Origin of the sequence: Pseudomonas sp. HS6 (assembly GCF_023375815.1) — a bacterium.
Lineage (GTDB): Bacteria > Pseudomonadota > Gammaproteobacteria > Pseudomonadales > Pseudomonadaceae > Aquipseudomonas.
In genome coordinates this window covers 6,304,482-6,330,350 of the sequence record NZ_CP067412.1, presented here as the reverse complement: position 1 = coordinate 6,330,350, position 25,869 = coordinate 6,304,482, and the positions used below count along the sequence as shown (strand labels likewise).

Genomic DNA, 25,869 nt, shown 5'->3' with positions numbered 1-25,869 from the left:
AAACAGTCATCATTCTGTCGTGCAATAAAGGACTGGGAGCGGTTCTCTTCATCGAGGACGCTCCCAGTCCTTTTTTTATCGCCAGAGAATGCCATGACCACGACCGAACAGCTGAGTGCCTTGAGCTCGATCCTGACTCAAAGCGGTTTGCACAGCCTGTTCCAGCCGATCATTTGCGTCTCCGAACGACGCATTCTCGGTTATGAAGCCCTGACTCGCGGCCCTTCCAACAGCCCGCTGCACTCCCCTATCGCCCTGTTCGCCGTGGCCCGCCAGGCCGGGCGCTTGAGCGAACTGGAAATAGCCTGTCGCCAAAGCGCTTGCCGCCGTTTCAACGAGCAGCAACTGCCGGGCAAGCTGTTTCTCAACGTCTCTCCCGAATCCCTGCTCGAAGCCGCGCACCAACCGGGGCGTACGCTGCAACTGCTCCAGGACTTCGGTATTCCGCCAAGCCAGGTAGTAATAGAACTCACCGAACAAACGCCTATCGACGACTTCCAGTTGCTGCAAACCGCGCTGCATCACTACCGAGCCATGGGGTTTTCGATTGCCCTCGACGACCTTGGCGCGGGCTATTCGAGCCTGCGCCTGTGGTCGGAGCTGCGGCCGGATTACGTGAAGATCGACCGACACTTTATCGACGGCATTCACCAGGACGCTTTGAAACGCGAATTCGTCGGATCGATCCTGCAAATCGCCAAGGCCTCTAGGGCGCAAGTAATTGCCGAAGGCATTGAGTTGCCGGAAGAACTGGCGGTGCTGACCGAGATGGGTGTCGACCTGGTGCAGGGCTACTTGCTTGGGCGCCCTCAGGAACACCCGCCACGTGATGCCCGGGCCTTGATGCCCAAACACGACAGCAGCGCCGTTGCGCTGAACGACGAAGGCAGCGACCTCAGCGCCCTGCTCAACGATCAACCGGCAGTGGGCCGCGACACACCGACTGCCACCGTACTCGAAGCGTTCCGTCGTCAAGCCAACCTGAACTCGCTGGCGGTGCTCGACGAACAAGGTCAGCCCTGCGGCATCGTCCATCGTCATTCATTGTCCGACGCCCTGCTCAAGCCGTTCGCCACCGACCTGTTCGCCCGCAAACCGATCAGCCGCCTGATGAACGACGACTTCCTCGCCGTGGAAATGAGCCAGTCGCTACAACAGGTCAGCCGCCTGATCACCAGCCGCGCCCGGCAACGCATTGAAGAAGACTTCATCATCACCCTAAATGGCAGCTATCTGGGCCTGGGTCGGGTGATTGACGTGCTCAAACTGATAACCGAACTGAAAATCCAGCAAGCTCGCTATGCCAATCCCCTGACTCTGCTACCCGGCAATGTGCCGATTCAGCAATGCCTGACGCGGTTGCTGCAACAGGGGCGGGAGTCGGTTATTTGCTATGTCGACATCGATAGTTTCAAGCCCTTTAACGATATCTATGGGTATGGGCGGGGGGATGAGGTGTTGTTGTGTCTGGCGCAATGCCTCAATGAACGGGTTGACCCATCCCGCGATTTTGTCGGGCATATTGGTGGGGATGATTTTCTATTGGTGCTTGGCCCGGAGGATTGGCGTAAGCGTCTTAACCAATTGCTTGATGATTTCCAGAGCCAATGCCGACGCTTCTACCGCCCTGAGCACCTTGAGGCTGGGTGTTTTGTTGCGCCAAATCGCCAGGGTATTCGTCAGGAGTTTCCGTTGCTGTCACTGTCCATTGGCGTGGTGCATTTGCATCCTGAAGCTTGTGCGCAATTGGACGCGAGTCAGTTGGCGGAGATGGCTTCGCAGGCGAAGCATCATGCGAAGAATGTGCCGGGGTATAGCGTGCATTTGATTGATAGCCTTACAGCTCCTGACCTTCATTCACCGCAGGTTATTGGCCAGCGCTGATTTTCAAAATACGGCCACTCCCTGTGTCAGCCTTATCTCTCCGTTGAGTCATCGATGTGATACCTCAACAAGCAACTTAACAAAACCTGCATGAACTGACGTTGATCCGCTACATCGTCATCAAAATAGGTTGTGATTTTTGTGAATACAGCATCAAAGCTGTCACCAGCCTCCAAGTAGTGCTTCAGCGTATCGATACACCACTCGCGCTCATGAAAACTGTAGGAAAGAAACTCAGGTCTCATAAGAATATCAAACAGTTCAACAAGCTCTTCCTTGTCATTAACATCCTTCGAAACAATGATTTTTTCACGAGCATCGTCACGGGTATTATCTATATCAAATAGAAAAAGCAGTCCGCGCAATACAAAATATTCAGGCTTACGTTTCATTCCATAAATTCCGTATAAGAGGTTATGGGCTTACCAGAACCATTTAAAATAACTATCGCATGTGTTTGCTGCCCATAAGTCACTCCTCCTCTTTTGTAACCCTCACCGACAATTTTGCCCATATCCATCGGTTCTCTTGTAGCGATTATCCCATTTCGCCTGAAAATCAGCTGAGCACGATGTATGGCGTTCAACTGGTCTCGATAACTAAAAAAATGGGTGGCCGCACTGGGTATTTTTGGTTGCCCAGCTTTATTTCCGTTGGTGTAAATCTCAATAATTCCCGTTGTAGGATTTCTTCCTGTAAGTGAACGTTCTTGTTGCGAGGCCAGCGTGGTCTGCTTGCCGTGTTTCTCTAAAAAGTGTGCGCCTGGCGTGGACCTCTCCATTTCCTCCAAACGCCTGTAGGCATTGCCCTCCGCTAGTTCATCAATTCTCGCCCTCCGCTCTTGTGCCGTCATCTTCGGCAGCGCTGGCTCCCCCTCATCAACAACCGAACCGCCCACCCCATCCGGCACCGGACATCCCGGCTTATTCGGCGGCGGACAGTTGGACGTCAACCCCAACGGATCCACCCACCCCGTCGGATTCGGCACATACCGGTACTGATTCAACCCACCCGCCAGCTTCACCGGATCCGGCGTCAGATACCGTCCAACGTCCGGGTCGTAGTACCGATGCCGGTTGTAATGCAGTACGTACGGTGTCTATTTCGCTGGCCAGGGTGCTGGTTTCGGTAATGGTGTCGCCGAGGTTGTCGACGATGTAGGTGTCGTTACCCAGACCGCCGATCAGGGAGTCAGCGCCCAGCCCGCCGTCGAGGACGTTGGCGCCGTCGTTACCGGTGATGCGGTTGCTGACCGCGTTGCCGGTGCCGTTGAGGTTGGCCGAGCCCATGAGGATCAGGTTTTCGACGTTGGCGCCGAGGGTGTAGTCGATGGTCGTGAACACCCGATCGAGCGCGGTCAGCGAGGCGTCGGTTTCAATCACCTGGTCGCCGACGTTGTCGACGTAGTAGGTGTCGACGCCGTCGCCACCGATCATGGTGTCGGCGCCGTAGCTGCCATTGAGGGTGTTGTCGGCACTGTTGCCGGTCAGCACGTTGTCGAGTTCGTTGCCGTAGAGCGAAAGCGCCGCGTTGCCCATCAACTGCCCGTCTTCGACGTTGGCGGACAACACAAAGTTGTTCCAGGCCAGCACCTTGTCATGGCCTTCGTTGGCTTGTTCGATGATTTGATCACCGACCTCGTCAATAACGTAAGTGTCATCACCGGTCAGGCCGATCAGTGTGTCGATTCCGGCGCCGCCATCCAGAATATTGTTGCCGACGTTACCGGTAATGCGGTTTGCGCTGTAGTTACCGGTAGCGTTGAGATTATCCGTGCCGGTCAGGGTCAGCGCTTCGATGTTGATATCCAGCGCATAACTGGCTGATGCGTAGACATGGTCGTAGTCGTTGGTCCAGCCTTCGACGACGACGTCACTGCTGTTATCAACGATGTAGGTGTCGTTGCCAGCGCCGCCACTCATCACGTCGGCACCGAGTCCGCCATCGATGAGGTTGTCACCCGAGTTGCCGGTCAGAACGTTGTTCAGTTCGTTACCGGTCAGGTTCAGTGCAGCACTGCCCACCAGTTCACCGTCCTCAATGTTGGCGCCGAGGGTGTAGGTGACGGAGGTGCGAACCAGATCCCGGCCTTCGTTGGCCTGTTCGATCACCGAGTCCTGCAGGCTGTCGATGACATAGGTGTCATTACCCGTGCCACCGATCAGTGTGTCGATGCCGGCGCCGCCGTCGAGCAAGTCATTGCCTGCGCCGCCCTGGAGAGTGTTGGCAGAGGCGTTGCCGAACAGGTAATTGTCCTGCGCGTTGCCCAGCACGTCGAATGCGCCGACACCTTTGAGAGTGACGTTCTCGAAATTGCTCAGCGTGCTGCTGTTCAGGTCGATCAGCGTGTTGCCTTGCACGTCGTAGGCGAGGATCAGCGTGTCGCTACCTTCGTTGGCGTTTTCCTTGACCAGGTTCAGTTCGCCGGCCTGGTCTAGCACATAGGCGTCGTTGCCGGCGCCGCCAATCATGGTGTCCAGACCTCCCATACCGTCGAGCACGTTGCTGCCGGCGTTACCGGTCAGCACGTTGTTCTGGTTGTTGCCCACGCCATTGACGCTGGCATTGCCAGTGAGCTGGAGATTCTCGAGGTTGCTGCTCAGGGTGTAGCTGACCGATGCGCGAACGGTGTCGATTTCGTCAGCCACGGTGCTGGTTTCGATGACCACATCACCGACGTTGTCGACCACATAGATATCGTTGCCGGTGCCACCAATCAGAGTGTCGGCACCTTCACCACCGTCCAGCAGGTTGTTCCCGGCGTTGCCAGTGATCACGTTGGCGGAGGCATTGCCATAGCCATTGAGGTTGGCGTTAGTCAGCAGCGTGAGGTTTTCCACGTTCGCCTGGGTGAGCAGGCTGTAGGTGACCGTGGAGAAAACCGAGTCGATTTCACTGGTCGAGGTGCCGGTTTCGATGACCTGATCATCGCGGTTGTCGACGTAGTAGGTGTCGTTGCCGGCGCCCCCGTACATGATGTCTTTACCGGTATTGCCATTGAGGACGTTGTCCAGGGCATTGCCGTACAGGATGTCGTCGAAGGTCGAGCCTGTGGCATTTTCGATCTTGGCGCCGTAGGCAATCGCCAGGCCGCTGTTGAACGAATAGACAGTGCCGTCGGCGTGGTGCTCAAGATACAGGCCCAGGCTGCTGAAGGCGCCCTCGTTCAGGTCGAGTGTGACGCCATTGCCTTGGGAGCTGGCATCGATCGTGTCGTTGCCGCCGGCATCCCAGATGGTCTCGAATACCGGTCGGTAAGCCTGCCATGAGTAGACGTTGTCGCCGGTCTGCCAGTTCATGTTGGCGCCGTACAAGGCCTGGATGGCGAGGATGTCCAGCAACATTGGCGTCGTCGGCTGGGACGAATAGCTGTTGTTGTAGCTCATGACCGTGTAGCGGACATCGTCCAGCGACGAGTCGAGCAGGGTGGTATTCGTCGCGCTGGCGGAAAACGGGTGCTTGAGGCCCAGGGCATGACCGATCTCGTGGATGTAGGTCATGTAGTCATAGGTACCCTTGATCGGGTAGTCGGTGGTCGGCTCGCCAATCCAGACATCACCACCGCGCGGCGCGGTGGATGGGGTGTAAGCCCAGGCGGCGGCCTGATTGCCCATCAAACCATAGCCACCGAAACGCAAGTCGCCGACGTTGGAAATGTCGTCGGTGGTCTGGGTAAAGCTGATGTTGGCCACGGCACTCCAGGTAGCGAGTGCGTCGATGATGCCGTTCTTCTGGTAGCCGGTCAGCGCGTAGATGGACTGGTATTCGTTGTCCGCACTGTAATTGGTCGCGAAATAGGAGGTCTCGGGTTCGATGAAGCTGTAAGTCAGCTTGGTCGGGCCATCGAGGGGCCAGTTGATGCCTGCCCAATAGGTTCCCGACAGCAGGCTGTCGACTGCTTTATTGCCGGTGAGTTTGGAATAAAGGCTTACGGTGTAACCAGTAGGGCTAGGCATGCGAATTTCCTGAGTGCGCTGCGGCCCTTCCTGAATGCGACCGCTACAAAAAAATGCGATTTTGCACCAGATGCAGGAGGTTTGACATCAATGAGCCATCATTTTTCTGATGACTGGCGTCAAATAACTGACCGGGCGATCTATATCGGCCTGTGAAGTAGAATTCTGAAATTAATCACATTACCGCTCGTCCAGGATGTCCATGACCGTTACCCGCCCAGCGCTTATCCGCGAAACTTTTCCTGTCGGCCCGCTCCAGTGCAACTGCACAATCATCGGGGACCCGATCACGAAAAAAGCCATCGTCGTCGATCCGGGTGGCAACCCCGACCTGATCATGGCGCGCCTCGATGCGCTGGGTCTGAAGGTGGTGAGCATCATCCACACCCACGCGCACCTCGATCACTTTCTGGCCTCCGGTCAGATGAAAGAGAAAACCGGCGCCACCCTGCACCTGCATAAAGAAGATCAGTTCCTGTGGGACAACCTGGAGATGCAATGCCAGATGTTCGGCGTGCCCTACACCCCGGTGCCGTCACCGGATCGCTGGTTGAGCGACGACGAGGAACTGGCCTGCGGCTGCGGCGTGGCGCTGCACACGCCGGGGCATACACCCGGTTCCATGAGCTTTTGGTTTTCTGAGGCTAAGCTGTTGATTGCCGGCGACACGTTGTTCCGGCGCGGAGTAGGGCGCACGGATTTGTGGGGCGGCGATCAGGCGACCATCGTGCGATCGATCAAGCAGCGGCTATATACATTGGACGAGGAGGCGATCGTTGTGGCTGGACATGGCCCGGACACCCGTCTGGGGGATGAAATGCGGGAAAATCCGTTCGTACGCGCCTAAACATTTTGTCACGAGTGCGCGGCGGAATTTTTGTGCATTGTCATGATCCAACGCCCGCAATGGTCCATTGCCAAACGGCCGTTGCACCACAGAATGCAAAAAAGTAGGAGCTCTCCATGTTCACCACGCGTCGTTTGATTATTGTCGCTACTGCCGTCGCCGTGCTGTCCGGCTGCGCCTCGCCCAACCCGTATGACAATCAGGGCCAGGCCGATGGTGGCTCCCAGGGCATGAGCAAAACCGCCAAGTACGGTGGCCTCGGTGCACTGGCCGGCGCGTTGGCCGGTGCTGCCATCGACCACAACAACCGCGGCAAGGGCGCCTTGATCGGCGCCGCCGTCGTCGGTGCTTCCGCAGCCGGTTACGGTTACTACGCCGACCAGCAAGAGAAAAAACTGCGCGCCAGCATGGCCAATACCGGTGTCGAGGTGCAGCGTCAGGGCGATCAGATCAAGCTGATCATGCCGGGCAACATCACCTTCGCCACCGATTCGGCGAACATCGCCCCAAGCTTCTACCAGCCGCTTAACAACTTGGCCGGCTCGCTCAAGGAGTTCAGCCAGAACCAGATCGAGATCGTCGGCTACACCGACAGCACCGGCAGCCGTCAGCACAACATGGACCTGTCCCAGCGTCGTGCGCAGAGCGTGGCGACCTACCTGACCTCGCAAGGCGTCAGCGGTGCCAACCTGTCGGCCCGTGGTGCCGGTCCGGATAATCCGATTGCCAGCAACGGTGACGTCAACGGCCGGGCGCAGAACCGCCGCGTTGAAGTCAACCTGAAGGCGATTCCGGGCCAGCAGTACGGTGGTCAGCAGCAACAGCAGCCAGGCACGGTTCAGCAGTACCCGTAACCGTCAGGCACAAAAAAGCCCCCGGACAAGTGATTGTCCGGGGGCTTTTTGTTTGCGCTGAAGACTGATTACTTCTTCAGGCCGTAATGCTCATCCAACATGCCCGGCGAGTTCGGAGTCTTCGGCGCGTAGTCACGCGGCGGCTCCTGATTGCGCGGCGGCGTCAGGCGTTCGCGTGGGGCCTGCGCAGCCTCTGCGTGCAGAGAAGCGAGCAGACGTTGACGGGTCTGTTCGTCCAGGGCCAGACGATTGGCGCCCTCGGCGAGGTGATCCTGCACTTCCTGATAGCTCTGGGTCAGCTTCTTGACCAGATTGGCGGTGCTGTTGAAGTGGGTCACCACTTCGTTCTGATAACTGTCGAAACGTTCCTGAATGTCGTCCAGTTGACGCTGTGTGCGGCTGGGCGCGGCGTTCGGCGCAACGCGTGCGATCAGGAAACCAATGGCGACACCCACAACCAGGGCAAGAGTCGGCAACAACCAAACTAAGAGCGAGTGTTCCACGAGTCCTTCCTCTATAAACGGCTTTGCTTTACGTTAACGGCTCGAACCTGCGCTGTATACCGCGATTCACTCGCAATAGATTGGCACAGACAATTTGCTAGACGAGTCGACCCGATTCGAGGTCACGGAGTTCCTTCCTTGCTGATGCGTGAAACCCCTGTAGTGATTGATGGCCCGGTGGGTCAACTTGAAAGTCTGTACCTGGATAACGAGCAGCCGCGCGGCATCGCGCTGATCTGCCATCCCAACCCGGTGCAGGGCGGCACCATGCTCAACAAGGTCGTCTCGACCCTGCAGCGCACCGCGCGCGACGCGGGCCTGATCACCTTGCGCTTCAACTATCGCGGCGTCGGTGCCAGCGAAGGTTCCCATGACATGGGCAGCGGTGAAGTCGATGACGCCCAGGCTGCCGCTGCATGGCTGCTGGAAAAACACCCGGATCTGCCGCTGACCCTGTTCGGTTTCTCCTTCGGCGGATTTGTTGCAGCAAGTCTCGGCGGCCGACTCGAATCCCAGGGCGTACAGCTCAAACACCTGTTCATGGTCGCACCGGCGGTGATGCGCCTGGGCGACCAAGATCAACTGCCGCAGCAAGGCGAACTGACCGTGATCCAGCCGGAAACCGACGAAGTCATCGATCCGCAGCTGGTCTACGAATGGTCCGACAAACTCCAGCGCCCCCATGAGCTGCTGAAAGTGGCAGAATGCGGACACTTTTTTCATGGCAAGCTGACCGATCTCAAGGATCTGATCCTGCCGCGTCTCTCGAATTGATTGCAGTCTGACAAGCGATTACCCATGACGAACCGTACCCGCATCCTCACCGGCATCACCACCACCGGCACCCCGCACCTGGGCAACTACGCCGGCGCCATCCGCCCGGCGATTCTCGCCAGCCGCGACAGCAATGCCGACTCGTTCTACTTCCTGGCTGACTATCACGCCCTGATCAAGTGCGATGACCCGCTGCGTATTCAGCGCTCGCGTCTGGAAATCGCCGCGACCTGGCTGGCCGGTGGCCTGGATGTGGATCGCGTGACCTTCTACCGCCAGTCCGACATTCCGGAAATCCCCGAGCTGACCTGGCTGCTGACCTGCGTCGCCGCCAAGGGCCTGCTCAACCGCGCCCACGCCTACAAGGCTTCGGTGGACAAGAACGTCGAGACCGGCGAAGACCCGGATGCCGGCATCACCATGGGCTTGTACAGCTATCCGGTGCTGATGGCGGCGGACATCCTGATGTTCAACGCGCACAAGGTGCCGGTCGGTCGCGACCAGATCCAGCACGTTGAAATGGCTCGTGACATCGGTCAGCGCTTCAATCACCTGTTCGGCCAGGGCAAGGAGTTCTTCACCATGCCCGAAGCGCTGATCGAGGAAAGCGTCGCCACGTTGCCGGGCCTGGACGGTCGCAAGATGTCCAAGAGCTACGACAACACCATTCCGTTGTTCTCCAGCGCCAAGGACATGAAGGACGCGATCTCGCGGATCGTTACCGACTCCCGAGCGCCGGGCGAAGCGAAAGATCCGGACAACTCGCACCTGTTCACCTTGTTCCAGGCCTTCTCCACGCCGGCGCAGGCCGACGAGTTCCGCAGCGAGCTGCTGGGAGGGCTGGGTTGGGGCGAAGCGAAGAACCGTCTGTTCCAACTGCTGGACAACGAATTGGGCGAGTCCCGCGAGCGTTATCACCAATTGATCGAGCGTCCGGCGGATCTGGAAGACATCCTGCAACACGGCGCCAAGAAGGCCCGTGCGGTGGCAACGCCGTTCCTCAACGAGCTGCGCGAAGCGGTTGGCCTGCGTTCCTTCGTCAATCAGGTTCAGGTTGCCGCGACCACCAAGAAGAAAGCTGCGAAAGCCGCACGTTTCGTCAGCTTCCGTGAAGACGACGGCAGCTTCCGTTTCCGTCTGCTGGCGGCTGATGGCGAGCAATTGCTGCTGTCGCGCAACTTCGCCGATGGCAAAGCCGCCGGCCAGGTGACCAAGCAACTGCAATCGGGTCAGGCGCTGGATGTACGCAGCGAAGACCTGAGCTTCAGCGTCTGGCTGGAAGGCGAGTGTGTCGGTGACGGCCCGGCATTCGCTGACGCTGCTGCGCGGGATGCGGCCGTCGAGGCTTTGCGGATCGCTCTGACACCGGTTCAGGAATAATCAACGGGCCGGCCCGACCAAGGGCCGATTGCCATTCCCACGGGCCATCGCTACAGTGACGGCCCGTTTTTGTTGCCTTGCTAACGAATTATGACGCCCCTAGAACGATATCAAGCTGATCTGAAACGCCCGGACTTCTTCCATGACGCGGCGCAGGAAACTGCCGTGCGTCACTTGCAACGCCTGTACGACGACCTCGTCGCAGCTTCGCAAGTCAAGCCAGGTCTGTTCGGCAAGCTGTTTGGCAAAAAGGATCAGACCCCGGTCAAGGGCTTGTACTTCTGGGGCGGCGTGGGCCGCGGCAAGACTTACCTGGTGGACACCTTCTTCGAAGCTCTGCCGTTCAAGGAAAAGACCCGCACCCACTTCCATCGCTTCATGAAGCGCGTGCACGAAGAGATGAAAACCCTCGGCGGCGAGAAGAATCCGCTGACCATCATTGCCAAGCGTTTCTCCGACGAGACGCGGGTCATCTGCTTCGATGAATTCTTCGTTTCCGACATCACCGACGCCATGATCCTTGGCACGCTGATGGAAGAGCTGTTCAAGAACGGCGTGACCCTGGTCGCCACGTCGAACATCGTGCCGGACGGCTTGTACAAGGACGGCCTGCAACGCGCGCGCTTCCTGCCGGCCATCGCACTGATCAAACAGAACACCGAGATCGTCAACGTCGACAGTGGCGTCGACTACCGTTTGCGTCACCTCGAGCAGGCGGAGCTGTTCCACTTCCCGCTTGATGAAGCAGCCCACGAAAGCCTGCGCAAGAGCTTCCGTGCACTGACGCCTGAATGCACGGCGGCCGTTGAAAACGATGTGCTGATCATCGAGAACCGCGAAATCCGTGCCCTGCGTACTTGCGATGACGTGGCCTGGTTCGACTTCCGCGAATTGTGCGACGGCCCGCGCAGCCAGAACGACTACATCGAACTGGGCAAGATTTTCCACGCTGTGTTGCTCAGTGGTGTGGAACAGATGAGCGTCGCTACCGACGACATCGCCCGCCGCTTCATCAACATGGTCGACGAGTTCTACGACCGTAACGTCAAGCTGATCATTTCTGCCGAAGTCGAGTTGAAAGACCTGTACACCGGCGGGCGTCTGACGTTCGAATTCCAGCGGACCCTCAGCCGTCTGCTGGAGATGCAATCCCACGAATTCCTGTCGCGGGCACACAAACCTTAAGCGGATTCGGCAAACAAAAAGGGCCTGCAGATGCAGGCCCTTTTTTGTGTCTGGTCGGATCGTCAGGCAGCTTGCTGGAACTGCTGTCGGTACTGGTTCGGCGACAGCTCGGTGTGCTGGCGGAAAAGGCGAGCGAAGAAGCTCGCATCGTCGTAGCCGACTTCATAGCTGATGGTCTTGATGCTCTTGCGGCTGCCGGAGAGCAAGCCCTTGGCGGTCTCGATGCGCAGCCGTTGCAGATAATGCAGCGGCTTGTCGCCGGTGGCAGTCTGGAAGCGGCGCATGAAGTTGCGAATGCTCATGCCGTGCTCGCGGGCCACGTCCTCGAAGCGGAACTTGTCGGCGAAATGCTCTTCGAGCCAGTGCTGGATCTGCAGGATGATCACATCCTGGTGCAGTTTCTGCCCGCCGAAACCGATGCGGCCCGGCGAATAGCTGCGCTGCACTTCGTAGAGAATGTCGCGGGCCACGGCTTGCGCCACATTGGCGCCGCAGAAGCGTTCGATCAGATAAATATAGAGGTCGCAGGCCGAAGTGGTGCCGCCGGCGCAGTACAGGTTGTCGGCATCGGTCAGGTGCTTGTCCTGATTGAGATAGACCTTCGGGAAGCGCTCGGCGAAGGCATTGAAGAAGCGCCAGTAGGTGGTCGCTTCCTTGCCGTTGAGCAGCCCGGCCTCGGCCAGCCAGAACACCCCGGTGGCTTCGCCGCAGAGTACGGCGCCACGTGCGTGCTGTTCGCGCAGCCACGGCAGCACCTGTGGATAACGTTGGCAGAGCGTGTCGAAGTCATCCCAGAAAGCCGGAAGGATGATGACGTCGGCGTTTTCCAGGCCGCCGTCCACCGGCATGACCACGTCACTGAAGCTGTTTACCGGTTTGCCGTCGGGGCTGACCAGGCGGGTTTCGAACGCCGGAGTCAGGCCGTGGCCCAGTTGTTTGCCGTAACGCAGGCTGGCCAGATGGAAGAAATCCTTGGCTTGCATGAGGGTGGAAGCGAAAACCCGGTCGATCGCCAGGATGCTGACGCGCCGCAAGGGCGTGGAGACTTGCTTAGACATAATTCAACTTTTGTTTTTATAAGGGAAAGTGGTCACCAGACGGCTGGATCGTCTTATTTTTTGTCGGATGTGTCCAGTGTCCTGTATCGGAAGCGAGGCTTAGTCTCTGAAGGTCTGATCCCTCCAACAAGAACGAAAGGTGACGCATGATCCCCAGAACCCTGTTCAGCTCCGAGCACGAATTGTTCCGCGACAGCGTGCGAACATTCCTCGAAAAAGAGGCGGTGCCGTTTCATGCACAGTGGGAAAAACAGGGCTACATCGACCGTAAACTGTGGAACAAGGCAGGGGAAGCGGGGATGCTCTGTTCGCACCTGCCGGAGGAATACGGCGGTCTGGGGGCGGACTTTCTGTACAGCGCAGTGGTCATCGAAGAAGTGGGGCGGCTGGGCCTGACCGGTATCGGTTTTTCGCTGCATTCGGACATCGTCGCGCCGTACATCCTGCATTACGGTAGCGAGGCGTTGAAGCACAAGTACCTGCCGAAACTGGTGTCCGGCGAGATGGTCACGGCCATCGCCATGACCGAGCCGGGCGCAGGTTCCGACTTGCAAGGGGTCAAGACCACCGCTGTGCTGGACGGTGACGAGTATGTGATCAATGGCTCGAAGACCTTCATCACCAACGGTTTTCTGGCCGATCTGGTGATCGTCGTCGCCAAGACCGATCCCAAGGCGGGAGCGAAGGGCACCAGCCTGTTTCTGGTGGAGGCGAACACGCCGGGCTTCGACAAGGGCAAGCGCCTGGAGAAGGTCGGAATGAAGGCTCAGGACACGTCGGAATTGTTCTTCCAGGACGTGCGAGTACCGAAGGAAAATCTATTGGGTCAGGCCGGGGCCGGGTTTGCTTATCTGATGCAGGAATTGCCGCAGGAGCGTCTGACCGTGGCCATTGGCGGGCTGGCTTCGGCCGAGGCGGCGCTGCAATGGACGCTGGATTACACCCGTGACCGCAAGGCGTTCGGCAAGGCGATTGCCGACTTCCAGAACACGCGCTTCAAACTGGCGGAAATGGCCACCGAGATTCAGATCGGTCGGGTGTTCGTTGATCGCTGCCTGGAGCTGCACCTGCAGGGCAAACTCGATGTGCCGACGGCGGCGATGGCCAAGTATTGGGGCACCGACCTGCAATGCAAGGTGCTCGACGAGTGCGTGCAGTTGCATGGCGGCTACGGTTTCATGTGGGAATACCCGGTGGCCCGGGCATGGGCGGATGCGCGGGTGCAGCGGATCTATGCCGGCACCAATGAAATCATGAAGGAGATTATTGCGCGGTCGCTTTGAGTTTTGCAGTGAGTGGACTGGCTCCTTCGCGAGCAAGCTCGCTTCCACAGGGAATCACTGTGCCTGTGGGAGCGAGCTTGCTCGCGAAAGCGCTTTTTCTGCCAATCAAGGCGCCGGGTTTGGATGATCCTTGTGAATCGCTTCGATCCCTTCCAGCACTTCGTCTGAAAGATTCAGATAGAAACTGGCAATGTTGCTGTCCAGTTGCTCAAGCGTTGTCGCCCCGATGATGTTGCTGGTGACGAACGGTTGCTGATTGACGAAGGCCAACGCCATTTGCGCCGGATCCAGACCGTGTTCCCGGGCGAGTGCCACGTAACGGCTGCACGCCGCTTCCGATTGCGCGTTGAAATAGCGGCTGAAACGGCTGTAGAGGCTCAGGCGACCTTTTGGCGGACGAGCACCACCTTCGTACTTGCCCGACAGGAAACCGAACGCCAGCGGCGAATAGGCGAGCAGGCCGCACTGTTCGCGAATGGCGATCTCCGCCAGGCCGACTTCGAAGCTGCGGTTGAGCAGGTTGTACGGGTTCTGGATCGACACCGCGCGCGGCCAGCCACGAGCTTCGGCCAGCGCGAGGAAACGCATGGTGCCCCACGGCGTTTCGTTGGACAGGCCGATGTGGCGGATCTTGCCGGCCTTCACTTGCTCGTCGAGCGCTTCGAGGGTGTCTTCGAGCGGGGTGAGGTTGGCTTCGATCTTGTGTTTGTAGCCCAGCTGTCCGAAAAAGTTGGTGCTGCGCTCCGGCCAGTGCAATTGATACAGGTCGATGTAGTCGGTCTGCAGGCGCTTGAGGCTGGCGTCCACCGCTTCGGTGATGTGCTGGCGATTGTGGCGCAGGTTTTTGTCGCGGATGTAGTCGATGGTGTTGCCGGGGCCGGCGATCTTGCTGGCGAGGATCCAGTCGGCGCGGTCGCCGCGACTCTTGAAGTAATTGCCGATGTAGCGCTCGGTGGTGGCGTAGGTTTCGGCTTTCGGCGGCACCGGGTACATCTCGGCGGTGTCGATGAAATTGATCCCGGCGCCCTTGGCCCGCTCGATCTGGGCGAAGGCTTCAGCTTCAGTGTTTTGCTCGCCCCAGGTCATGGTGCCGAGGCAGATTGCACTCACGTTCAGGTCGGTACGGCCTAGCTGGCGATAGTCCATCGGGTGCTCCTTGGGCAAAACAAGCATAAAAGCAGGTTGAAATTTTTTTCGCAATCTGCATAATTGCCGACCTCTTTCTGCAGTGGAAGTGATGCGCCGCCGCCGAAGAATCTTGCCGTTGAACGGACGCGCCGACCCGAGCCCCCGAAAGCGTCTGTATCCGGCTGCCTTTGACTTGTCAAAGTACGCACTATTCAGTAAGATCCGCCGTCTTATTTACAGGCGGCCCCTGAGGCTATAAAGAATGAAAACTTTTACTGCTAAACCGGAAACAGTAAAGCGCGACTGGTTTGTCGTCGACGCTGCTGGTCAGACCCTGGGTCGTCTGGCCACCGAAATCGCGAGCCGTCTGCGTGGCAAGCACAAGCCTGAGTACACTCCTCACGTTGACACCGGCGACTACATCGTCGTAATCAACGCTGAGCAGATTCGTGTTACCGGTGCTAAAACCACTGACAAAATGTACTACTCCCACTCCGGTTTCCCGGGCGGCATCAAGTCGATCAACTTTGAAAAGCTGATCGCCAAGGCCCCTGAGCGCGTGATCGAGACCGCGGTTAAAGGCATGCTGCCTAAAAACCCACTGGGTCGCGACATGTACCGTAAGCTGAAAGTCTATGCGGGCGCTGCACACCCACATACTGCTCAGCAGCCCCAAGAACTGAAGTTTTAACGGAATAGTACATTATGTCGGCGACTCAAAATTACGGCACTGGCCGTCGCAAGACCGCAACCGCACGCGTTTTCCTGCGTCCGGGTACTGGTAACATCTCCATCAACAACCGTTCGCTGGATAACTTCTTCGGCCGCGAAACTGCCCGCATGGTAGTTCGTCAGCCGCTGGAGCTGACCGAGACTGTCGAGAAGTTCGACATCTACGTCACCGTGATCGGCGGTGGTGTAAGTGGTCAAGCTGGCGCAATCCGCCACGGTATCACTCGCGCTCTGATGGACTACGACGAAACCCTGCGTAGCGCTCTGCGCAAAGCTGGCTTCGTTACTCGCGACGCCCGTGAAGTTGAACGTAAGAAAGTTGGTCTGCGTAAAGCGCGTAAGCGTCCGCAGTACTCGAAGCGTTAATTTCGCTTCCACGTTCAAAAAGAACGCCCGATTCCTCACGGAACCGGGCGTTTTTTTATGCGTGCGATTTCTCGAATAATTGCGCTGTGACAACTTGCCACATTCGTAGACCCCCTATACTACAAGGCTTGGGGGCCACCCCTCCGGGTAATTACCTTGTCAGAATTGGGGCTTTTCATTACCATTCGGCAAAATTTTTATAAGTAAATAGATTCATATTTAGTAGATGCCTGATTTAACAGGCCACAAAGCTGATGGGAGAGGACTGAATGAGCAATGACGGCGTGAATGCAGGCCGGCGTCGCTTCTTGGTAGCAGCCACATCCGTGGTGGGTGCTGCAGGAGCGGTGGGGGCTGCGGTCCCGTTCGTGGGGTCATGGTTTCCCAGTGCCAAGGCGAAAGCTGCCGGCGCACCGGTGAAAGTGAATGTCAGCAAGGTCGAGCCAGGACAGCAGATGATTGCTGAATGGCGCGGACAGCCGGTATTCATTGTTCGCCGTACTGCGGAAATCCTGGGGAATCTCAAGAAGATCGAGGGCCAGCTCTCCGATCCGACCTCCAAAAACTCCACGCAACCTACCTATGTCGATCCTGAAGTGCGTTCGATCAAGCCGGAAATTCTGCTGCTGATCGGGATCTGCACTCACCTGGGTTGCTCACCGACCTTCCGTCCCGAAGTGGCACCCGCAGATCTGGGAAAAGACTGGGTAGGCGGCTATTTCTGCCCTTGCCACGGTTCTCACTACGATCTGGCTGGCCGCGTCTACAAGTCGCAACCTGCGCCTTTGAACCTGCCAGTGCCCCCGCATTCCTATGAGACCGATGACCTGATTGTCATTGGCGTCGATACGGAGAAAGCGTGATGAGCAAGTTCATGGATTGGGTTGATGCGCGCTTCCCCGCCACCAAGATGTGGGAGGACCATCTCAGCAAATATTACGCTCCCAAAAACTTCAACTTCTTCTACTTCTTCGGCTCGCTGGCGCTGCTCGTTCTGGTCAACCAGATCGTTACCGGTGTCTGGCTGACCATGAGCTACACCCCGTCGGCGGAAGAGGCGTTCGCCTCCGTCGAATACATCATGCGCGACGTCGAGTACGGCTCGATCCTGCGTTTGCTGCACTCCACCGGCGCTTCGGCGTTCTTCATCGTGGTCTATCTGCACATGTTCCGTGGCCTGCTCTACGGTTCGTACCAGAAACCGCGCGAGCTGGTGTGGGTGTTCGGCATGCTGATCTACCTGGCACTGATGGCTGAAGCCTTTATGGGTTACCTGCTGCCATGGGGCCAGATGTCCTACTGGGGTGCCCAGGTGATCATCTCGCTGTTCGGCGCGATTCCGGTCATCGGCAACGACCTGACCCAGTGGATCCGTGGTGACTACCTGATTTCCGGGATCACCCTGAACCGCTTCTTCGCCCTGCACGTGGTGGCCTTGCCGATCGTGATTCTCGGTCTGGTGGTGCTGCACATCCTGGCGTTGCACGAAGTGGGTTCGAACAACCCGGACGGCGTGGACATCAAGAAGCACAAAGACGAGAACGGTATCCCGCTGGACGGCATCGCCTTCCACCCGTACTACACCGTGAAAGACATTGTCGGCGTCGTGGTGTTCTTGTTCATCTTCTGTTTCATTGTGTTCTTCTTCCCTGAAATGGGCGGCTACTTCCTCGAAAAGCCAAACTTCGAGCAGGCCAACCCGTTCAAGACGCCAGAGCACATTGCGCCGGTCTGGTACTTCACACCGTTCTACGCGATCTTGCGTGCGGTCCCTGACAAACTCATGGGCGTTATCGCCATGGGCGCGGCGATTGCAGTGCTGTTCGTCCTGCCATGGCTCGACCGCAGCCCGGTCAAGTCGATGCGCTACAAAGGCTGGATGAGCAAGATCTGGCTGGTGGTGTTCTGCATTTCGTTCGTGATCCTTGGCATTCTGGGCGTTCTGGCCCCGACGCCGGAGCGCACCTTGCTGTCGCAGGTATGTACCTTCCTTTACTTCGCCTACTTCATTCTGATGCCTTTCTACACCAGGCTCGAGAAGACCAAACCGGTTCCGGAAAGGGTGACTGGCTGATGAAAAAGTTATTTTTTGCTCTGATTTTTGCTGCTCTGCCAGTGCTGTCTTTCGCGGCCGAACACGGTGGTCCGGAGCTGGAAAAAGTCGACATCGACGTTTCCGACAAGGCTGCCTTGCAGGATGGTGCGCGCACCTTCGCCAACTATTGCATGGGTTGCCACAGTGCCAAGTTCCAGCGTTACGAGCGCGTTGCCGATGACCTCGGTGTTCCGCACGAAATGATGCTGGAGAAGCTGGTGTTCACCGGTGCCAAGATCGGCGATCACATGACCATCGGCATGCAGCCGGCCGACGCCAAGACCTGGTTCGGCGCAGCGCCGCCGGACCTGACCCTGGTGGCTCGTGTTCGTGGCACCGACTGGCTTTACGGTTACCTCAAGTCGTTCTACGAAGATCCTGCGCGCCCATGGGGCGTGAACAACAAGGTCTTCCCGAACGTCGGCATGCCAAACGTGCTGGTCGGCCTGCAAGGTCGTCAGGTCGTGGGTTGCAAGCAGGTGCAGATCGTCGAAAACGGCAAGAAGCAATATGACCCGCTGACCGGTACGCCTCTGACTCATGAAGCATGCGATCAGTTGACCATCGTGCCGAAAACCGGAGCCCTGAACGAAGAGCAGTTCGATGAGAAGGTCAAGAATCTGGTAACCTTCCTGGCTTACTCGGCTAACCCGGTTAAGCTGCAACATCAGCGCATCGGTACTTACGTCTTGCTGTACCTGGCGTTCTTCTTTGTGTTCGCCTACCTGCTCAAGCGTGAATACTGGAAAGACGTGCACTGATAACGCTTCAAGCAATTGCTGTTAATCGCGCGCGCCCAAGGGCGCCTCTGAAAACGCAACGTCTGGTCAGCCGGATGTTGCGGGAGGCGCCCTCTGGGCGCGCGCGTTTTTCCGGCTCCGACAATTTCAACAAGCGAGGAGGATCGCCATGGGCGTGACCAATCGGTTGGCCTGTTACTCCGACCCCGCCGACCACTATTCCCACCGAGTGCGCATCGTGCTTGCAGAGAAGGGTGTCAGCGCCGAGATCATTTATGTGGAGGCTGGTCGTCAGCCGCCTAAACTGATTGAGGTGAACCCTTACGGCAGTCTCCCGACGCTGGTCGATCGCGACCTGGCGTTGTGGGAGTCGACCGTGGTGATGGAATATCTGGATGAGCGTTACCCGCACCCGCCATTGATGCCGGTGTACCCGGTGGCGCGTGCCAACAGCCGTCTGTTGATACACCGCATCCAGCGTGACTGGTGTGGTTTGGTGGATCTGATTCTGGATTCACGCACCAAGGAAGCCGCGCGTGTCGTGGCGCGCAAGGAATTGCGCGAAAGCCTGACTGGCGTGTCGCCGTTGTTTGCCGACAAGCCGTTTTTCCTCAGTGAGGAACAAAGTCTGGTGGATTGCTGCCTATTGCCAATACTCTGGCGTTTGCCGATTCTGGGTATAGAACTGCCGCGGCCAGCCAAGCCGCTGCTTGATTATATGGAGCGTCAGTTTGCGCGTGAGGCTTTCCAGGCGAGTCTGTCTGGTGTCGAACGCGACATGCGCTAAGGCTTAAGGAGCCGCTATGAACTCCAGTCGACCTTATCTGGTCCGCGCGCTCTACGAGTGGATTGTGGATAACGATTGCACCCCGCACATGCTGGTCAATTCCGAATACCCGGCGGTCCAGGTGCCGCAGGGTTTTGCCAGTGACGGGCAGATTGTCCTGAATATTTCGCCAAGTGCCGTGCGTCATCTGCACATGGACAACGACGTCGTGACCTTCGAGGGTCGCTTCGGTGGTGTTCCGCACAGCCTGTACGTGCCGATTGCCGCGATCCTGGGTATCTACGCCCGGGAAAACGGTCAGGGCATGGTGTTCGATCTGGAGTCGCCGATGGATGACGAAGACGAGATCGAACAGGATGACGATGTTCCGCCACCGGATAGCGAGCCGCCGCGCCCAAGCGGCCGGCCAAGCCTGAAAGTGGTGAAGTAATAAAAAAGGCGATCCAACCGGATCGCCTTTTTTGTGCCTGCGCTTCGCGTATCAGTCGATGTATTCGAACAGCTTCACAATCTTCTGCACGCCGGAAACACTCTGCACCAGATTGGTGGCCTGAGCTGCTTCCTGCTTGGTCAGCAGGCCAAGCAGATAGACGATACCGTTCTCGGTCACGACCTTGATGCGTGAGCCTGGAATGCTGGCGTCGGTCAGCATCTGGGTTTTGATCTTGGTCGTCAGCCATGAGTCATTCTGGCGGGCGAGGAAGCTCGAAGGCGCGATCACTTGCAGCTCGTTGTGCACTTTCTTCACGCGTTGCACGTTGGCGGCAGCTTGCTCGGCCTTGGCCTTGAGGTCTTCGCGCGGGGTCTGGCCGGCCAGCAGCACGACGCCGTTGAAGCTGGTGACGACGATGTGCGAGTCATTGTCCAGGCCCGGATCGGCCTTGGCCACGTTGACGCCGACTTTGGTTTCGATCAATGAGTCGTCGATTTTGCTGCCGAAGGTGCGGGTGCCGCGATCGTCTTCGATCGGTGCTTCACGGCTGGCATTCACCACAGAGGTGCAGCCAGTAATGCCGAGGCACAGGGTCAAGGCCAGAAGGCCAAGGCGATTAGGGGTCATTCTTCACTCCCGAACAGTTGGCTGTCGATCAGATCGCAAAGGCAATGGATCGCCAGCAAGTGGACTTCCTGAATACGTGCGGTGACGTTGGCCGGTACGCGAATCTCGACGTCCTCGGGCAACAGCAGCGACGCCATGCCGCCGCCATCGCGTCCGGTCAATGCTACGACAATCATTTCGCGATCATGTGCGGCCTGGATCGCTTGAATAATGTTCGCCGAGTTGCCGCTGGTCGAAATCGCCAGCAATACATCGCCTGGCTGACCGAGTGCGCGGATCTGCTTGGAGAACACTTCGTTGTAGCTGTAGTCGTTGGCGATCGAGGTGATGGTCGAGCTGTCGGTAGTCAGGGCGATGGCCGGCAGGCTCGGGCGCTCGCGCTCGAAGCGGTTGAGCAGCTCCGAGGAAAAATGCTGGGCATCACCGGCCGAGCCACCGTTACCGCACGAGAGCATCTTTCCCTCGTTGAGCAAGGCGTTGACCATCACTTGGCTGGCTTGCTCGATGTGCGGTGCAAGTACGTCCATCGCCTGTTGCTTGGTGTCGATACTGGCCTGAAAAAGCTGGCGAATTCGGGATTGCATGTCCATCTGTGTGACCTTAATTAGCGCGGCTGTCCGGCACGTGAATGTGCAGCCCGCAAAGCAAAGAGCAAAAGTGTTGAGTGAAAATGTCCAGGTTGGCGCAGGCGCTCAACTGTCGAACGCATTCTGCAACCAGTTCAGCTGACCTTGGTGGCTGTCGATGGCCACCACGTCGAAGCGGCAGGGGGAATTGGCCCAACGCGACTCGCGCTGAAGAAAATACTGTGCGGCGAAAATCAGTTTCTGCCGTTTGCGCCCGTCGATACTGTCGAGCGCTCCACCCCATTGAGTGTTCTTTCGGTAACGTACTTCGACGAATACTACTGTATCGCCATCAAGCATGACCAGATCAAGCTCGCCGCGTTTACATAACCAGTTCTGCGCCAGCAGGCGCAGACCGTGGTGTTGCAGATGCTCGAGCGCCTGGCGCTCGGCATCCTTGCCGCTTTGCAGGTGTGACCTGTCGGGCATCAGCGCGGGGTGTCCGGCAGGCGCTGAACCTGACCGCTGACGAACTGGGCCCATGGCAGTTGACGCACGACGCGTTGTGTCTGAGTCATGCCCAGGCTACCCGACAGACCGTCGATACGGCTGTCCGGCAGAGCCTTGAGTTGATCCAGGCGTGGTGCCAGGCGGTAGGCGTCAACACCCATCGCGTACAGGCGGCCAAGGCTGCCGGCGGCTTGCGGCCATTGAGCGGTGACCTGTTTGCGCAGAGGGTCGTTGGCATCCAGCAGCCATGGCGTCTCGCAGAAGCGCACGCCGTTCATGTCGTTGTACTGGTTCACATCGCCACTGGCGCTGAACACGTGGGACGTCGCGTAGACAGGCACGTCGCCGGCGTACTGGAAGTTCAGGGTCGGCTTGATCTGCTGTGCCTGTTGCGGGGTCGCGGCGAGGAAGATGAACTCGATGTCCTGGCGACGCGAAGGCTGGGCGGCGACGTTGGTGCCGGCGGCATTTTGCAGGCTCTTGGCGCGGGCTTCGCTCTGACGTAGCTGGAACATGTCGGCGATCTGTTGGGCCAGTTGCACAGGCTGATCGACGCGCTCGGTGGCGACGATACTGCCGCCATTGGCTTGCCAGTCCTGGCTGAATGCGCGCAGGACGCGATCACCCCATTCGCCTTTCGGCACCATGATCGCGGCGCGATGCAGGCCGTCGGCACGGGCGCGGCGGGACACTTCGCGGGCTTCGTCTTCAGCAGCGAGGCCAAACTGGAACAGTTGCGCCGGGCCTTGGTCACCTTCGCTGTAGTTCAGCGCGAGGGTAGTGATTGGCAGTTGCGGGCGGGTGCTCAACTGTTTGACCAGTGGTTTTTCCAGCGGCCCGACAACCAGTTGCACACCGTCGGCCTGGGCCTTGCGGTAGAACTCGTCCATGGAGGTCAGGTGCGAGCTGTCGTAGAACACGATGGCTGGTGGTTTCTGGCCGGCTTGCTGAGCCTGATAGTGCGCGGCCATGAAGCCGTCACGCAGCGCCTTGCCAACTGCAGCCAACTGGCCGTCCTGCGGCAGCAGCAGGGCGATCTTGCTCAGGGGCTGGCTGGCCAGTTCCTTGAGTTTGGTCAGTGGCAGCGGCAGGTTGATCGCGGCCGGGTGTTTCGGGTGCTGTGAGCGCCAGGCATCGATGGCGGCTTGCTGTTGCTCCAGGGTGCCGGCGGTTTTCACTGCCAGGGCCAGGCTCATCCAGCCACCGAGATCGTCAGTGGTGTTCGGTTGCAGTTGATCGGTCGGCAGCGACGCAATCAGGGTCCAGATCGCTTCGTGGTTCTTGCTGGCGGCTTCGCCTTCCAGCATCGGCGCGATGAAGATGCGCTCGCGAGCGGCGGCCAGTGTCTGGCCGTCGGCTTCAAGGGCGCGGGCGTGAACGGTGCCGGCGCGAACCTGCAGAGGAATCGACATTTCGCTCAGGCGTTGCAGGCTTGGATGATTCAAGGCTGTCAGCGCGGCTTTTGGCTGGTTGCGGGTCATGGCCAGTTCAGCGGCCAATGTGCTGGCAAATGCCTGCTGGCCCGGCTGGAGTTGTTCCATCGGCACTTGTTGCAGGATCTGCGCGGACTGCCCGGCATTGCCTTGGCGGTAAGCCATGTCTGCCGCACTCAGGCGCAGCAGTGCAGCCTTGTCTGGCGATTTGGCCTGGGCAGCCTGTTCGAGCAGTTGCTCGATGCTGGCATCCGGAGTCCGTGGAAGTTCGCCAAGGCTGGAGGAAGGGGAGCTGGCGCAAGCCGCCAGCAAGGCAGCGAGGCAGAGGGCAGTGAACAGCCGCAGGCAAGCGATCATGTAAGTGTTCCTGATACTCGATCAAATTAGCGTCGAATTGTACCCAAGCACTGGCCGGGGCGCGATGTTACTGGCGTGAAACCTTCAATTTAGCTGAGACAAATGTTGCGCGACCGCACAATGGTGCGACAAACCGTGTCTGCCGCGACCGCATCGCCGGTCGCGCGACGCGCTACAATGGCGGTTTTTACCGATCATGAGGTGTGCGCTTTGACTGCTCCAGGTGCTTTGAATTCCGCTATGGGCTCGCTTTATGTGGTGGCGACGCCCATCGGCAACCTGGATGACATCAGCGCCCGGGCGTTGAAAATCCTGCGCGAAGTGGCGCTGATCGCCGCCGAAGACACGCGCCATTCCCAGCGTCTGATGCAGCACTTCGGCATCACTACACCGCTGGCGGCCTGCCATGAGCACAATGAGCGAGACGAAGGCAGTCGCTTTATCACCCGTCTATTGGCTGGCGACAATGTGGCACTGATTTCCGATGCCGGTACGCCACTGATTTCCGACCCGGGTTATCACCTGGTGCGTCAAGCGCGTGCCGCTGGAATTACTGTGGTGCCGGTGCCAGGAGCCTGTGCGTTGATTGCGGCGCTGTCGGCTGCCGGTCTGCCGTCTGACCGCTTCATCTTTGAGGGCTTTCTGCCGGCCAAGGCTGTTGGACGCAAGGCTCGCCTGGAAGCCATCAAGGAAGAACCGCGCACGCTGATTTTCTACGAGGCGCCGCATCGTATTCTCGAGTGCCTGCAGGATATGGAAGCCGTGTTTGGCGCTGATCGCCCGGCCTTGCTCGCCCGAGAAATCACCAAGACCTTTGAAACGCTCAAGGGCCTGCCGCTGGCCGAGTTGCGTGCATTCGTCGAGGCGGACAGCAATCAGCAGCGTGGCGAATGTGTTGTGGTGGTGGCTGGCTGGACTGTGCCGGAATCCGAAGACGCGGTCAGCAGCGAGGCGATGCGCATCCTCAATCTGTTGCTCGAAGAGATGCCGCTCAAGCGAGCGGCAGCACTGGCGGCGCAAATCACCGGTGAGCGCAAAAACGTGTTGTATCAGGTAGCGCTGGATCAGCAAAAAGACGCGTAACCCGTCGCGCAGACCGGTTTGCGGGCTATTAGCGCTTGTTCTTCGGGCGCTCTGCCGTTAACCTGCGCGGCGGAGAGTCGATCGGACAGTCGCTGCCCTCTATGAAAATTAGGGGGGGGAGGAAAGTCCGGGCTCCATAGGGCGAAGTGCCAGGTAATGCCTGGGAGGCGTGAGCCTACGGAAAGTGCCACAGAAAATAACCGCCTAAGCGCTTCGGCGCCGGTAAGGGTGAAAAGGTGCGGTAAGAGCGCACCGCACGTCTGGCAACAGTTCGTGGCTAGGTAAACCCCACTTGGAGCAAGACCAAATAGGGTCCCAAGGCGTGGCCCGCGCTGGGACCGGGTAGGTTGCTAAAGATGTCCAGTGATGGCCATCGTAGACGAATGACTGTTCAAGACAGAACCCGGCTTACAGATCGACTCTCCACCTTTTTCTTTTCCCTGCTTGAATTAAAGGCGACAGGGCTGTTTATTATCAGCAGGCCTGCTCTGGAAGTCCGGCAGCGGCAACCGCAGTAATAGCCATTTCCCACCTTGCTTCAATCAACAGCAGAAGCGCTTTTGTAATACCGAAAAAATCTTACTCTTAACAAATTACTTTAACTTTCGAGCGCAGCTTTCAGTGCTGCTTCAAGTTATTGGACAAAAGCATCCGTCAGATTCTCGTTGCTCCTCCTTTTATGCTCCTAAATCTCCGTTCTGTAAGGGTTTTCCTTTAATCCGCGCCTTGACGGTGTGGTGGGCGCATTCCTATAGTGTGCGCAAGTGGCGGAAAGTGGCATGAAGTGGGTTTTTTGAGCTCAAAACGATAAAAATTGGAGAAACGCAGACGTGTTTCGCGGAGCTAACGCTATCAGTCTCGACGCAAAGGGCCGTCTCGCCATGCCGAGCCGGTACCGTGACGAGCTCGATTCGCGCAGTTCCGGCCAGTTGATCGTGACCATTGATGCCGTTGATCCATGTTTGTGTGTCTATCCGCTCGATGAGTGGGAAATTATTGAAACCAAGTTGCGCGCGCTTCCTTCGCTACGCGAAGAGAACCGTCGTCTGCAGCGCTTATTGATTGGTAATGCCGTTGACCTCGAGCTCGACGGCAGTGGTCGTTTTCTGGTGCCGCCGCGCCTGCGCGAATACGCAAAGCTGGACAAGCGCGCGATGCTGGTAGGCCAACTGAACAAGTTCCAACTGTGGGACGAAGATGCCTGGAACGCGGTTTCTGCCGCTGACCTGGCTGCCATACAACAACCGGGCGCCATGCCTGACGAACTGCGTGATCTGATCCTGTGACT

Annotated in this window: 24 protein-coding genes, 1 other RNA gene and 2 pseudogenes; 17 read left to right on the top strand and 10 right to left on the bottom strand. The window is 58.2% G+C overall.

The genetic code is table 11. The annotated features are described in order from the left end of the window. Positions 1-93: 93 nt before the first annotated feature. The gene (locus JJN09_RS28640) at positions 94-1,884 is read left to right on the top strand and encodes a bifunctional diguanylate cyclase/phosphodiesterase (protein WP_249484818.1); all 1,791 of its coding nucleotides are present in this window, start codon (positions 94-96) and stop codon (positions 1,882-1,884) included. Positions 1,885-1,916: 32 nt separating this feature from the next. Here JJN09_RS28640 and JJN09_RS28635 read toward each other — a convergent pair whose 3' ends face one another. From JJN09_RS28635 to JJN09_RS28625, 3 genes and pseudogenes are all read right to left on the bottom strand, one after another. Next, on the bottom strand, positions 1,917-2,276 hold the full coding sequence (locus JJN09_RS28635) for a hypothetical protein (protein WP_249484817.1): 360 nt from the start codon (positions 2,274-2,276) through the stop codon (positions 1,917-1,919). Continuing rightward, a pseudogene (locus tag JJN09_RS28630) lies at positions 2,273-2,971 on the bottom strand (RHS repeat-associated core domain-containing protein); the annotation flags it as partial. The gene JJN09_RS28635 and the pseudogene JJN09_RS28630, both read right to left, overlap by 4 nt. Positions 2,972-3,056: 85 nt before the next feature. Continuing rightward, positions 3,057-5,228: pseudogene (locus JJN09_RS28625) on the bottom strand (M10 family metallopeptidase C-terminal domain-containing protein); the annotation flags it as partial. 814 nt (positions 5,229-6,042) lie between these two features. On the opposite strand from JJN09_RS28625, the gene JJN09_RS28620 reads away from it, so the two are divergent. Together JJN09_RS28620 and JJN09_RS28615 are read left to right on the top strand one after the other, a co-directional pair. Further along, positions 6,043-6,687 (top strand): MBL fold metallo-hydrolase, encoded by a 645-nt coding sequence (locus JJN09_RS28620; RefSeq protein WP_249484816.1) that lies wholly within the window; start codon positions 6,043-6,045, stop codon positions 6,685-6,687. 116 nt (positions 6,688-6,803) lie between these two features. Continuing rightward, the gene (locus JJN09_RS28615) at positions 6,804-7,541 is read left to right on the top strand and encodes an OmpA family protein (protein ID WP_096822848.1); all 738 of its coding nucleotides are present in this window, start codon (positions 6,804-6,806) and stop codon (positions 7,539-7,541) included. 68 nt (positions 7,542-7,609) lie between these two features. On the opposite strand, the gene JJN09_RS28610 is transcribed toward JJN09_RS28615, so the two are convergent. Continuing rightward, positions 7,610-8,044: a YhcB family protein gene (locus JJN09_RS28610; RefSeq protein ID WP_096822847.1), complete on the bottom strand. Its 435-nt coding sequence runs from the start codon at positions 8,042-8,044 to the stop codon at positions 7,610-7,612. A gap of 144 nt (positions 8,045-8,188) precedes the next feature. Between JJN09_RS28610 and JJN09_RS28605 the strand changes: the two genes are divergently transcribed. The 3 genes from JJN09_RS28605 to zapE all read left to right on the top strand — a co-directional run bounded on the left by JJN09_RS28605 (position 8,189) and on the right by zapE (position 11,383). Next, entirely contained in the window at positions 8,189-8,818 is a 630-nt protein-coding gene (locus tag JJN09_RS28605) for an alpha/beta hydrolase (protein ID WP_249490866.1), read from the top strand. A 24-nt stretch (positions 8,819-8,842) separates the two neighbouring features. Next, positions 8,843-10,198: a tryptophan--tRNA ligase gene (locus JJN09_RS28600; protein WP_249484815.1), complete on the top strand. Its 1,356-nt coding sequence runs from the start codon at positions 8,843-8,845 to the stop codon at positions 10,196-10,198. A gap of 90 nt (positions 10,199-10,288) precedes the next feature. Then, entirely contained in the window at positions 10,289-11,383 is a 1,095-nt protein-coding gene (gene zapE / locus JJN09_RS28595) for a cell division protein ZapE (RefSeq protein WP_249484814.1), read from the top strand. 62 nt (positions 11,384-11,445) lie between these two features. Here the strand turns inward: zapE and JJN09_RS28590 are convergent, their stop codons facing one another. Then, entirely contained in the window at positions 11,446-12,342 is an 897-nt protein-coding gene (locus JJN09_RS28590) for a GlxA family transcriptional regulator (protein ID WP_170931599.1), read from the bottom strand. A gap of 245 nt (positions 12,343-12,587) precedes the next feature. On the opposite strand from JJN09_RS28590, the gene JJN09_RS28585 reads away from it, so the two are divergent. Continuing rightward, a complete protein-coding gene (locus JJN09_RS28585) occupies positions 12,588-13,724 on the top strand; it encodes an acyl-CoA dehydrogenase family protein (protein ID WP_249484813.1) in 1,137 nt (378 codons plus the stop codon). Positions 13,725-13,829: 105 nt separating this feature from the next. On the opposite strand, the gene JJN09_RS28580 is transcribed toward JJN09_RS28585, so the two are convergent. Next, positions 13,830-14,870, bottom strand: coding sequence for an NADP(H)-dependent aldo-keto reductase (locus JJN09_RS28580; RefSeq protein WP_085709340.1), 1,041 nt, complete (start codon positions 14,868-14,870; stop codon positions 13,830-13,832). A 244-nt stretch (positions 14,871-15,114) separates the two neighbouring features. Between JJN09_RS28580 and rplM the strand changes: the two genes are divergently transcribed. The 7 genes from rplM to JJN09_RS28545 all read left to right on the top strand — a co-directional run bounded on the left by rplM (position 15,115) and on the right by JJN09_RS28545 (position 20,002). Next, positions 15,115-15,543: a 50S ribosomal protein L13 gene (gene rplM / locus JJN09_RS28575; RefSeq protein ID WP_007917032.1), complete on the top strand. Its 429-nt coding sequence runs from the start codon at positions 15,115-15,117 to the stop codon at positions 15,541-15,543. Between the two features lie 14 nt (positions 15,544-15,557). Further along, the gene (rpsI, locus tag JJN09_RS28570; protein WP_003228056.1) at positions 15,558-15,950 is read left to right on the top strand and encodes a 30S ribosomal protein S9; all 393 of its coding nucleotides are present in this window, start codon (positions 15,558-15,560) and stop codon (positions 15,948-15,950) included. A gap of 269 nt (positions 15,951-16,219) precedes the next feature. Beyond that, positions 16,220-16,813: a ubiquinol-cytochrome c reductase iron-sulfur subunit gene (petA, locus tag JJN09_RS28565; protein WP_249484812.1), complete on the top strand. Its 594-nt coding sequence runs from the start codon at positions 16,220-16,222 to the stop codon at positions 16,811-16,813. Further along, positions 16,813-18,024 carry a cytochrome bc complex cytochrome b subunit gene (locus JJN09_RS28560; protein WP_096822842.1) on the top strand — a complete coding sequence of 404 codons (1,212 nt, stop codon included), beginning with the start codon at positions 16,813-16,815 and terminating at the stop codon, positions 18,022-18,024. The genes petA and JJN09_RS28560 overlap by 1 nt, the downstream gene beginning before the upstream one ends. Beyond that, complete coding sequence (locus JJN09_RS28555) at positions 18,024-18,806, top strand: cytochrome c1 (protein WP_249484810.1); 783 nt, start codon at positions 18,024-18,026, stop codon at positions 18,804-18,806. The genes JJN09_RS28560 and JJN09_RS28555 overlap by 1 nt, the downstream gene beginning before the upstream one ends. A 148-nt stretch (positions 18,807-18,954) precedes the next feature. Next, positions 18,955-19,572, top strand: coding sequence for a glutathione S-transferase N-terminal domain-containing protein (locus tag JJN09_RS28550; RefSeq protein ID WP_096822840.1), 618 nt, complete (start codon positions 18,955-18,957; stop codon positions 19,570-19,572). A gap of 16 nt (positions 19,573-19,588) precedes the next feature. Next, positions 19,589-20,002, top strand: coding sequence for a ClpXP protease specificity-enhancing factor (locus JJN09_RS28545; RefSeq protein WP_007956787.1), 414 nt, complete (start codon positions 19,589-19,591; stop codon positions 20,000-20,002). Positions 20,003-20,053: 51 nt separating this feature from the next. Here the strand turns inward: JJN09_RS28545 and JJN09_RS28540 are convergent, their stop codons facing one another. From JJN09_RS28540 to JJN09_RS28525, 4 genes are all read right to left on the bottom strand, one after another. Then, a complete protein-coding gene (locus tag JJN09_RS28540; RefSeq protein WP_249484808.1) occupies positions 20,054-20,632 on the bottom strand; it encodes a BON domain-containing protein in 579 nt (192 codons plus the stop codon). Then, positions 20,629-21,222, bottom strand: a complete 594-nt coding sequence (locus JJN09_RS28535) for a phosphoheptose isomerase (RefSeq protein WP_007928463.1) — start codon at positions 21,220-21,222, stop codon at positions 20,629-20,631. The genes JJN09_RS28540 and JJN09_RS28535 overlap by 4 nt, the downstream gene beginning before the upstream one ends. Before the next feature lie 102 nt (positions 21,223-21,324). Next, complete coding sequence (locus JJN09_RS28530) at positions 21,325-21,687, bottom strand: YraN family protein (protein WP_249484806.1); 363 nt, start codon at positions 21,685-21,687, stop codon at positions 21,325-21,327. After that, on the bottom strand, positions 21,687-23,498 hold the full coding sequence (locus JJN09_RS28525) for a penicillin-binding protein activator (RefSeq protein WP_249484804.1): 1,812 nt from the start codon (positions 23,496-23,498) through the stop codon (positions 21,687-21,689). Before JJN09_RS28525 ends, JJN09_RS28530 begins: the two co-directional genes overlap by 1 nt. Before the next feature lie 210 nt (positions 23,499-23,708). On the opposite strand from JJN09_RS28525, the gene rsmI reads away from it, so the two are divergent. From rsmI to mraZ, 3 genes are all read left to right on the top strand, one after another. Continuing rightward, a complete protein-coding gene (rsmI, locus tag JJN09_RS28520) occupies positions 23,709-24,581 on the top strand; it encodes a 16S rRNA (cytidine(1402)-2'-O)-methyltransferase (RefSeq protein WP_249484802.1) in 873 nt (290 codons plus the stop codon). A 73-nt stretch (positions 24,582-24,654) separates the two neighbouring features. Next, an RNA gene (rnpB, locus tag JJN09_RS28515) (RNase P RNA component class A) lies at positions 24,655-25,008 on the top strand. A 403-nt stretch (positions 25,009-25,411) separates the two neighbouring features. Continuing rightward, entirely contained in the window at positions 25,412-25,867 is a 456-nt protein-coding gene (mraZ, locus tag JJN09_RS28510) for a division/cell wall cluster transcriptional repressor MraZ (protein ID WP_007917012.1), read from the top strand. Positions 25,868-25,869 lie beyond the last annotated feature (2 nt).

What these genes read in the sequence shown, in the direction of transcription:
- JJN09_RS28640 (WP_249484818.1), top strand. Translation starts at nt 94, where the DNA reads ATGACCACGACCGAACAGCTGAGTGCCTTGAGCTCGATCCTGACTCAA.
- JJN09_RS28635 (WP_249484817.1), bottom strand. Translation starts at nt 2,276, where the DNA reads ATGAAACGTAAGCCTGAATATTTTGTATTGCGCGGACTGCTTTTTCTA.
- JJN09_RS28620 (WP_249484816.1), top strand. Translation starts at nt 6,043, where the DNA reads ATGACCGTTACCCGCCCAGCGCTTATCCGCGAAACTTTTCCTGTCGGC.
- JJN09_RS28615 (WP_096822848.1), top strand. Translation starts at nt 6,804, where the DNA reads ATGTTCACCACGCGTCGTTTGATTATTGTCGCTACTGCCGTCGCCGTG.
- JJN09_RS28605 (WP_249490866.1), top strand. Translation starts at nt 8,189, where the DNA reads ATGCGTGAAACCCCTGTAGTGATTGATGGCCCGGTGGGTCAACTTGAA.
- JJN09_RS28600 (WP_249484815.1), top strand. Translation starts at nt 8,843, where the DNA reads ATGACGAACCGTACCCGCATCCTCACCGGCATCACCACCACCGGCACC.
- zapE (WP_249484814.1), top strand. Translation starts at nt 10,289, where the DNA reads ATGACGCCCCTAGAACGATATCAAGCTGATCTGAAACGCCCGGACTTC.
- JJN09_RS28585 (WP_249484813.1), top strand. Translation starts at nt 12,588, where the DNA reads ATGATCCCCAGAACCCTGTTCAGCTCCGAGCACGAATTGTTCCGCGAC.
- JJN09_RS28580 (WP_085709340.1), bottom strand. Translation starts at nt 14,870, where the DNA reads ATGGACTATCGCCAGCTAGGCCGTACCGACCTGAACGTGAGTGCAATC.
- rplM (WP_007917032.1), top strand. Translation starts at nt 15,115, where the DNA reads ATGAAAACTTTTACTGCTAAACCGGAAACAGTAAAGCGCGACTGGTTT.
- rpsI (WP_003228056.1), top strand. Translation starts at nt 15,558, where the DNA reads ATGTCGGCGACTCAAAATTACGGCACTGGCCGTCGCAAGACCGCAACC.
- petA (WP_249484812.1), top strand. Translation starts at nt 16,220, where the DNA reads ATGAGCAATGACGGCGTGAATGCAGGCCGGCGTCGCTTCTTGGTAGCA.
- JJN09_RS28560 (WP_096822842.1), top strand. Translation starts at nt 16,813, where the DNA reads ATGAGCAAGTTCATGGATTGGGTTGATGCGCGCTTCCCCGCCACCAAG.
- JJN09_RS28555 (WP_249484810.1), top strand. Translation starts at nt 18,024, where the DNA reads ATGAAAAAGTTATTTTTTGCTCTGATTTTTGCTGCTCTGCCAGTGCTG.
- JJN09_RS28550 (WP_096822840.1), top strand. Translation starts at nt 18,955, where the DNA reads ATGGGCGTGACCAATCGGTTGGCCTGTTACTCCGACCCCGCCGACCAC.
- JJN09_RS28545 (WP_007956787.1), top strand. Translation starts at nt 19,589, where the DNA reads ATGAACTCCAGTCGACCTTATCTGGTCCGCGCGCTCTACGAGTGGATT.
- JJN09_RS28540 (WP_249484808.1), bottom strand. Translation starts at nt 20,632, where the DNA reads ATGACCCCTAATCGCCTTGGCCTTCTGGCCTTGACCCTGTGCCTCGGC.
- JJN09_RS28535 (WP_007928463.1), bottom strand. Translation starts at nt 21,222, where the DNA reads ATGGACATGCAATCCCGAATTCGCCAGCTTTTTCAGGCCAGTATCGAC.
- JJN09_RS28530 (WP_249484806.1), bottom strand. Translation starts at nt 21,687, where the DNA reads ATGCCCGACAGGTCACACCTGCAAAGCGGCAAGGATGCCGAGCGCCAG.
- JJN09_RS28525 (WP_249484804.1), bottom strand. Translation starts at nt 23,498, where the DNA reads ATGATCGCTTGCCTGCGGCTGTTCACTGCCCTCTGCCTCGCTGCCTTG.